General features: G+C 63.1%; 6 protein-coding genes and 3 pseudogenes. 3 read left to right on the top strand and 6 right to left on the bottom strand.

Going from position 1 to position 7,475, the window contains the following annotated elements; all coding sequences use genetic code 11:
• Positions 1–294 precede the first annotated feature (294 nt).
• Positions 295–1,017 carry a hypothetical protein gene (locus tag ROA7023_RS22535; RefSeq protein WP_085881220.1) on the top strand — a complete coding sequence of 241 codons (723 nt, stop codon included), beginning with the start codon at positions 295–297 and terminating at the stop codon, positions 1,015–1,017.
• An 81-nt stretch (positions 1,018–1,098) separates the two neighbouring features.
• On the opposite strand, the pseudogene istB reads toward ROA7023_RS22535, so the two are convergent.
• Positions 1,099–1,962 (bottom strand): annotated as a pseudogene (istB, locus tag ROA7023_RS22530) (IS21-like element helper ATPase IstB).
• A pseudogene (gene istA / locus ROA7023_RS22525) lies at positions 1,959–3,468 on the bottom strand (IS21 family transposase). Before istA ends, istB begins: the two co-directional pseudogenes overlap by 4 nt.
• A 331-nt stretch (positions 3,469–3,799) precedes the next feature.
• On the opposite strand from istA, the gene ppk2 reads away from it, so the two are divergent.
• The gene (ppk2, locus tag ROA7023_RS22520; RefSeq protein ID WP_085881219.1) at positions 3,800–4,612 is read left to right on the top strand and encodes a polyphosphate kinase 2; all 813 of its coding nucleotides are present in this window, start codon (positions 3,800–3,802) and stop codon (positions 4,610–4,612) included.
• An 83-nt stretch (positions 4,613–4,695) separates the two neighbouring features.
• Here the strand turns inward: ppk2 and ROA7023_RS25610 are convergent, their stop codons facing one another.
• Both ROA7023_RS25610 and ROA7023_RS25605 read right to left on the bottom strand, forming a co-directional pair.
• A complete protein-coding gene (locus tag ROA7023_RS25610; protein WP_442475997.1) occupies positions 4,696–4,980 on the bottom strand; it encodes a helix-turn-helix transcriptional regulator in 285 nt (94 codons plus the stop codon).
• A gap of 48 nt (positions 4,981–5,028) precedes the next feature.
• On the bottom strand, positions 5,029–5,466 hold the full coding sequence (locus ROA7023_RS25605) for a helix-turn-helix transcriptional regulator (RefSeq protein WP_306372513.1): 438 nt from the start codon (positions 5,464–5,466) through the stop codon (positions 5,029–5,031).
• A 17-nt stretch (positions 5,467–5,483) separates the two neighbouring features.
• Here ROA7023_RS25605 and ROA7023_RS22510 point away from each other — a divergent pair, with 17 nt between their 5' ends.
• The gene (locus ROA7023_RS22510; RefSeq protein WP_085881218.1) at positions 5,484–6,104 is read left to right on the top strand and encodes a glutathione S-transferase family protein; all 621 of its coding nucleotides are present in this window, start codon (positions 5,484–5,486) and stop codon (positions 6,102–6,104) included.
• A gap of 41 nt (positions 6,105–6,145) precedes the next feature.
• On the opposite strand, the gene ROA7023_RS22505 is transcribed toward ROA7023_RS22510, so the two are convergent.
• Both ROA7023_RS22505 and ROA7023_RS22500 read right to left on the bottom strand, forming a co-directional pair.
• Positions 6,146–6,799, bottom strand: a complete 654-nt coding sequence (locus ROA7023_RS22505; RefSeq protein WP_085881217.1) for a glutathione S-transferase family protein — start codon at positions 6,797–6,799, stop codon at positions 6,146–6,148.
• A 26-nt stretch (positions 6,800–6,825) separates the two neighbouring features.
• Positions 6,826–7,332: pseudogene (locus ROA7023_RS22500) on the bottom strand (dihydrofolate reductase family protein); the annotation flags it as partial.
• Positions 7,333–7,475: the final 143 nt, after the last annotated feature.

The raw sequence follows: 7,475 nt of genomic DNA, 5'->3' as shown, positions 1-7,475 counted from the left end.
GTTCCGTGCGACACGACGCCGACGTGTTGTATCCGAAATTTGGATAAGTCTCGGAGTTCACAAGACTTTTTGAGTTGCAGGGGTGACCCTCATAACCTGAAGGTCGTAGGTTCAAATCCTACTCCCGTAACCAAAAATACCAAACGATATCAAACGCTTAAATCCCGGCCTAATCAGTCGGGCTTTCGCTTGTCCAAAACACATCAACGCCACCTCAACGTTTGACGAGTCCTCCAGAGATTCGAGGACGATCTGCTTCTGGCTTCGGCAACAGCCTCGTGCCAGCATCGCGCTATGATGGTGTTCCGCACCCTTTCCGATGACCATTCAGATCTTGCGCATTCGCCGTTGCTGCGCGCGGCGCTGCTGACACTTCATTACGCGCAGGACCATGGGGCCATCGGTTTGACCCAGACAAAGGCGTTCAAGCGTGTCTTCGTCCATTGGGCGGTCAAACACTTCGACTGGCCGGGCTCAGGCGCGGACGGAATGTTCCGCTACAACAAGGTCATCAACGAATACGAGTTTCCGCCGCTCGAGGTGCTGCACTACCTGTTGATCACTTTGCGCCTGGGACGCCACTTCAAAGGTGAATTCCGGCTGACCAAGCGTGGCGCAGAGCTGGCGCAGTCCCCAGGGAGGTTGCTTGCCGAGCTTATCCCCTTTTTCATTCTGGATATCGACCATGCATCCTACGCCCGCTTTGCAGAGCGCCCGGACGGGAAGTGGGATGTCTGGATGAATGTCATCAACGTCGAGGCCGATCACGGAACGACCGATCACGCCCTGTTCGCCGCATTCTATGGCGACGGCCATGATCGGGGCAATGTCGGGTGGCGTGAGATGGCCGCGTTCTCATCCTGTGTCCTGCGCCCGCTCGAATGGGCGGGGTTGCTTATTGAGACCGATGAAGAACGCGCAGGAAAACACGTGCACCACATCTTCAAGACGCCGCTCTGGCGCAGCGCCCTGAATCTCGATATCGACGGCATGCTGCAGCCAGTCCCAGTTCAGTAGGCGACCTACTTGTAGAGCGTCAACCTTGATGTCCGCTTGCGACAGCCAAGTTGGCCGGTTCTGACGACTGCGGCGGGGTGTTCAGGTGGTGACGTTCTCCTTGGTTTTGCCGGCAAGGTTGTCGCTGGCGGGGTGATCGTGGTTGTCGGCGAGGCTGTCGGTGGTTGTCGCTGCGCCCTCGACCTCGAGGGTAGTGCGCCCGGCGGCGGCGCGGCGGCGGTAGCTGTCGACGTTCATCTCGAGGATGGTCGCGTGGTGGACGAGCCTGTCGATCGCGGCGACGGGGACGGCCTTGTCGGGGAAGATGCGGTCCCAGGCGCTGAAGGGCTGGTTGGCGGCGATGGCGAGGCTGCGGGTTTCGTAGCGCCGGGCGATCAGTTCGAAGAGGACGGAGGTCTCGGCCTGATCCTTTTGGGCGTAGCCGATGTCGTCGAGGATGATCAGGTCGAAGCGGTCGAGCTTGGCGAGTGCCGCTTCGAGAGCGAGGTCGCGACGGGCGGCCTGGAGCCTTTGCACCAGATCGGTGGTGCGGGTGTAGAACACGCGCCGGCCGGCCTCGACGAGGGCGTGGCCGATGGCGCAGAGCAGATGGGTCTTGCCGGCGCCGGAGTTACCGATTGCAATGAGGTTGGCGCCGGTCTCGACCTAGTCGCCGGCGGCGAGCGCCTCGATGCGGGCGCGGGGCACGGCGGGCAGCGCTTTGAAGTCGAAGGTCGCCAGCGTCTTGCCGCCCGGCAGCCGGGCCTCCGCGAGATGGCGCTGGATGCGCCGGGTCTCGCGCTCGGCCAGTTCCACTTCGGCCAGTGCCGCGAGGAACCGCGCGGCGGGCCAGCCTTCGGTGTCGGCGCACTGGGCGAGCGACGTCCAGTGGCGATGGAAGCTGGGCAGGCGCAGTGCGGTCAGCATGGCGGGCAGCGCGTGGACGTCGACGGCACGGGCGGTCATGCGCGGACCTCCAGCAGGGCGTCGAAGCTGGCCAGTTCGGTTGGCGCCACGGGCACATCAGCCGGGAGTTCTCTGCGTCGCGGTTCGAGGCGTTTGGCAAGCTCGCGGGCATCGGGAAGATCCCTCAAGCCGAGGTCGTCTGCGATCAGCGCGGCGAGTTCGGCTTCGCAGCTTTCGCTGTGGGCGAGCCAGAGCAGATCGACCATGCGTCGACAGGCGTCTCGCTGGGGCAAGGCCGCGGACAGCACGGCCCAAGCTTCGGCATACTCGGAGCGGGGAAAGAGCCCGTCGCGGTAGACCGAGCCCGCCAGTGCCTGCGGTTTGCGGCGCAGGGCATGGATCACGTGCCGATAGTCGATGCGATGGACGCACTTCCCGTCATCGCGCCGGCGCAGGCGGGGATGGCCGACGACATGGGTCCCCCCCGAGCCAAGCCTCGATACGATCGTGGTAGACATGGACCCAGAGGCGCTGGCCGATCAGCCGGGAAGGCGCGCTGCAGAATACGCTGTTCACGAGAAAGCCGCCGGTGCGAGTGACACGGGTGACGATCTCGGTGAAGTCCGTGGTGCGCCGGGCGGGCAGCGGCCGCAACGCCGTCACCTCCATGCGCACGGCAGCGTCCCGGCGGCGATTGCGGCGGGCGACGAGCTGGTCGACGAAGCGGCGCCAGTCGGCGACATCGGCGAAGTCGCGGGTGCCGCGCAGGATCAGCGCCTGGTCGAGGGCGGTCTTGAGGTGACGGTTGTGGGATTCCACCGCGCCGTTCTCATGCGCTTCGCCGAGGTTGTTGCGGCTGGCGGTCATGCCGTAGTGGGCGCAGAACTCATCGTAGCGCCGGGTCACATCCTCCGCGGCTTCGCGGTCGAGATTGCGGTAGGCGGCCGAGAGGCTGTCGGTGCGATGCTCGCGCGGCACGCCGCCCAGGGCCCAGAGCGCGTTCTGGAGGTTCTCGGCCAGCGCGGTGAAGCTGTCGCCGCCGAGTACCACGCCGACATGTTCCCAGCCGCTGTAAGCCAGCACGAAGTGGTAGAGCCGGTGAGCGAAGGGGTCGCCGGCGACGGTGACGCCGAGTTCCTCCGCGTCGGTGAAGTCCGACAGCGCCATGCGGCCCGGCTCCGGGGTCTGACGGAAGATCACGTCCCTGGCCTCGCCGTGCAGTGCGCGCCAGTCACGCACGCGGCGCTCCAACGTGCGCCGGATGCGATCGTCCGGGAACGCGTCCGGGTCGGTCATCTGCAGATGCCTCAGGAGCGTGACCGCCTGCACGGCGGGATCGTTCTCGAGGATCGGCAGCAGCAGCGTCTCCCAGACCGCTTCGAACGGATCGGGCACGGTGCGGCCGCGCTCGGGCGGGCGCTGCGAGGGAAGGCGCGGATCGACTTCGATCCGACGCCCGGTGCGCTCGCTGAACCCGGCTCGGGCAGCGGCAGCGCGTTGGCTATGGCGATGGCGGTCTTGCATGTAGACTCTCACTTGCTGGTCGGTGACGGGTTTGCCCGGCACGGCGGGACCTCCGTTGGATGCAGAGATCCCGATCATACCGGCCCGCAGCGGCCAGCACCTACGCCATCACCCTCCCTGGAAGACGATCGCGCCGCTGGCTCCAGCCTCCAGCCGGGCTACGCCCGGCTTCCGACTGAACCCAGCGGCCAACTTGGCTGACGGCGCCGGACAAGTTGGTTGTCGCTCATCACTACTCGCACGACTCGCTGCAGCCCTTCGGTGACTCGGCAGCGAACGGAAGGAACGAGCCCAAAAAAGCCTGAACCGGCACGGGCAGCGAGAATCCCCAGACATGTGCTAAGTTTACGCCTTGGGGAAGGAGTGTACATCTATGGCCGACGAACCCGAAGCGACCTCAGCAAGGATTTCGAACAAAAGATACAAGAAGAAACTTGCCCTCCTGCAGATCGAGCTGGCGAAGATGCAGGAGTGGATCAAGGCCACAGGCCACCGCCTTGTTGTCGTGTTTGAAGGACGGGACGCTGCCGGCAAGGGTGGTACGATCAAGAGGATCACGGAGCCTCTGAACCCCCGCATCGCTCAGGTGGTCGCTCTTCCTGCACCGACGGAACGGGAACGGACCCAATGGTATTTCCAGCGCTACGCGGCCCATCTTCCTGCTGCCGGCGAAGTGGCGATATACGACCGATCCTGGTACAATCGTGCGGGTGTCCAGCGCGTCATGGGGTTCTGCACCAATGAAGAATATGAGGAATTTCTCCGCAGCTGTCCTGAGTTCGAGCGGATGCTGGTCCGCTCCGGCATCCAGGTGATCAAGTCCTGGTTTTCGGTCAGCGACGAGGAGCAGGAGCCTCGTTTTCGAAAACGCCTGTCGGATCCGACCAAGCGCTGGAAGTTGAGCCCCATGGATCTGGAAAGCCGAAAGCGGTGGGAGGAATACAGTCGCGCAAAGGACAACATGTTCGCCCACACCGACATCGAACAAGCGCCGTGGTATGTCGTGAACAGCGATGTGAAAAAACACGCTCGACTGAACTGTATCAGTCATCTGCTTTCGATGGTGCCATACGAAGATTTGACCCCGAAGCCGATCCGGCTGGAAGACAGGCCGCCGCGGAGGGGCTATGTGCGACCGCCCATGGACGCTCAGACATTTGTGCCAGAATGGCACTACGAAAAATAGTCACTCGCGCCTGATGCAAACGGCATCATTGTCCGCACTGGGGCCATTTCGCAGCGATCAACAAAGCGTTGCTTTTAGCCGACCTATGATGCGGACGAAATTTGGTTTGAGCCTTCTTCCGCCATCTGTGAAATATACTCACGCAGCAGCCTGACCCGGTTTGGTCGAAAGCTCTCGTGTGCCGGTTCGGCCATGTCCATCCGCGACATTCGGAACTTCCGAAAGTCCTTCCGCAGGCAGCACCATGCGAGAAGCCCGGTGCCGCTGTCGAGATAGACGATGGCCAGGGGATAGACGCGCCGTTCGGTCAGCGAACCATCGGCGTCCCGATAGCGCAGGTCAATTGTGCGCTCTTCCCAACAGGCCATGCGAATCGCTGAAATATCCGGCGCTACCTTCGCGGGTGCTTCGTACCGTTACACCATGTGTGTCGCGTGAAGAATCTGGCGTTGCAGGCGCTTGGGCAAGGTCGCGGCGATCTTTGCGAGCGCCGAATCGGCCGCCTGGGCCAAGCGCGGATCGCCGCGTTGACGCACGTCGCTCAGGCCGACGACCAAGGCCTCCATTTCGATTCGGTCGAAAGTCTGGGGCGGCAGGGCCGAATCCTCGGTTAGCGCATAGCCAAGTCCGGGCGCACCGTCGATCAGTGCACCACCGGCCCGCAGGCTTTCGATATCGCGGTAAAGCGTGCGTTCGGACACCTCGGTCTCGATGGCCAGTCGGGCGGCCGTCACCGGTTTGGGCAAAACCCGCAGAGCATTTAGAAGGCGGAACAGGCGTTCGGGGCGGCTCATGACTTCCTGACGGGAACTGGCAGTATGGCTCCCGCATAACGGATAGCAGATCGAAACCAAGCAATGAGGTCAAAGCCATGCTCACCCTGTATCATTCGCCCCGGACGCGCTCCTCCCGCATCATCCGCCTGATCGACGAACTGGATATCTGGCCCGAGGTCGATACCCGCATCGTTAGCATCACCCATCGGGATGGATCGGGCGGACACGATTCGAAGAACCCGCATCCAGAAGGCAAGGTGCCGCTGTTGGTGCATGATGGCATCGAGATATGGGAATCGAACGCGATCATCCTCTATCTCACCGACCTGTTTCCGAAGGCCGGAATGGGACCGGTCGTGGGCGATCCGCAGCGGGGGCGATACCTGAGCTGGCTTGCCTGGTATGGCAACGTGGTCGAGCCGGTGATCGTGTTTGGCGCGGCAGGTTTGTCGCATCCGGTCCTCGACGTCACTTTTCGGGGCGTGCCGGAGATGACCGCGCGACTGGCCCAGGCACTGGAAGAAGCCCCCTTCTTGATGGGCGACAGGTTCACAGCGGCCGATCTGCTGCTGGTCTCACCCTTCACATGGTTCCCCGAGGCAGCACCCGATCACCCGGCGATCAAATCGTGGATCGAGAGGTGCGAGGCGCAGCCTTCGGCACAGCGGACGGCCGAGTTCGACACAAAGCATTTGGAGACGGAGAGCGCGGCCTGAACGGGACTGACTTGCGGCGGTAATAGTTCTGCCGCCGCACCTCAGGTGTCTGTCGCCCGCCCCTCGAAGACAGTCAATTGCGCGGTGAATGCGCGCTTGAAGGCGGGGCGCGCTTCACCTCGGGCGATATAGGCCTGCAGGTTGGGATAGCTGTTGAGCATCGGCGACCGGTTCAATCTGCGCAACACCCCAACCATGACCAGATCGCCAGCACTGAACGCACCGTCGAGCCAGTCGGCATCGCCGAGTCGGGCGGAAAGCTGGGCTAGCCGTTTCCCGATACGTTCATCCATCAAAGGCAGGCGCTGCCTGTGCCAGTCCTGATCATGTTCAAGATATCCTGCGGCTTCACGTTCGGTGATCGGCGGCTCTACGGTCGCCTGCGCGGCGAACATCCACACGATCGCCCGCGCGCGTGCATCTTCGTCATCAGGTAGCAAACCCGAATGGCGCTGTGCGATATGCAGCACGATCGCGCCCGACTCAAACAGGACCAGCCCGTCTTCCTCATATGTGGGTATCTGCCCGAACGGCTGATCGGCCAGATGGGGCGTTTCGTTCATCTCCCTGAACGAAACGAGCCGGACATCACAGGGTTGACCGGCTTCTTCGAGTGCCCAGCGGACGGGCATGTCGCGCGCCTGACCCCGCCCGCGATCCGGGGAGTTAGCGAAGGCTGTAATCGTGATGGTCATGGAAGGGTCATCCCGGTTCTAGGCCCTCATGGCGCATCCAGGGTGAACGAGCCGATCTTGACGCCCCCGGCGGCGCGGTAGCGGGTCATTGTGACGCCGGTTGTGGATGTCTTCACATCCTCCAGTTCCAGCCCCTGCGGCACCGCACCCTCACCAAAGAAGCGTTTGCCCGCGCCCAGAACCACCGGGAAGGTCCAGACGAACAGCTCGTCGGCAAGCCGGTTCTGAAGCAGGGTCTGGATCAGCTGGCTGCTGCCCTGGACGCTGAGCGGCAGGCCGTCGCCCTGTTTCAGTTCTGCGATGCCCTTCGCGATATCGCCGGTGATCGCCTGACTGTTCTCCCAATCCAGCGTGTCGGGCGTGGACGTCGCGACATATTTCGTCGCCTTGTTGAACTTCTGCGTGACTGGATTGTCGTCACCCGCATTCGGCCAGTGGGCGGCGAATATGTCGTATGTCCTGCGCCCCAGCAGCAGGTCGTAGTCTTCGGCCATCGCCTGCCCCATGACCTCGCCGATAGTGTCCCCGGTGGTGGTGTAGGAGCGCCGCCCCTCGGAGAGGTTCGAGCTTGATCAGGTGGCCACGGCGGGCAGCCTGACGGTGGGATTGTCTGTGACGCGGGCGAGGGTTTCAAGCGACATGTAGCGCCGCGCCACGGTCCACTCGTCGTTGGTCT

Origin of the sequence: Roseisalinus antarcticus (assembly GCF_900172355.1) — a bacterium.
In the GTDB taxonomy this organism is placed as follows: Bacteria; Pseudomonadota; Alphaproteobacteria; order Rhodobacterales; family Rhodobacteraceae; genus Oceanicola; species Oceanicola antarcticus_A.
Note: the sequence above shows the minus strand (reverse complement) of the source record. Positions and strands in the feature narration are given on the sequence as shown.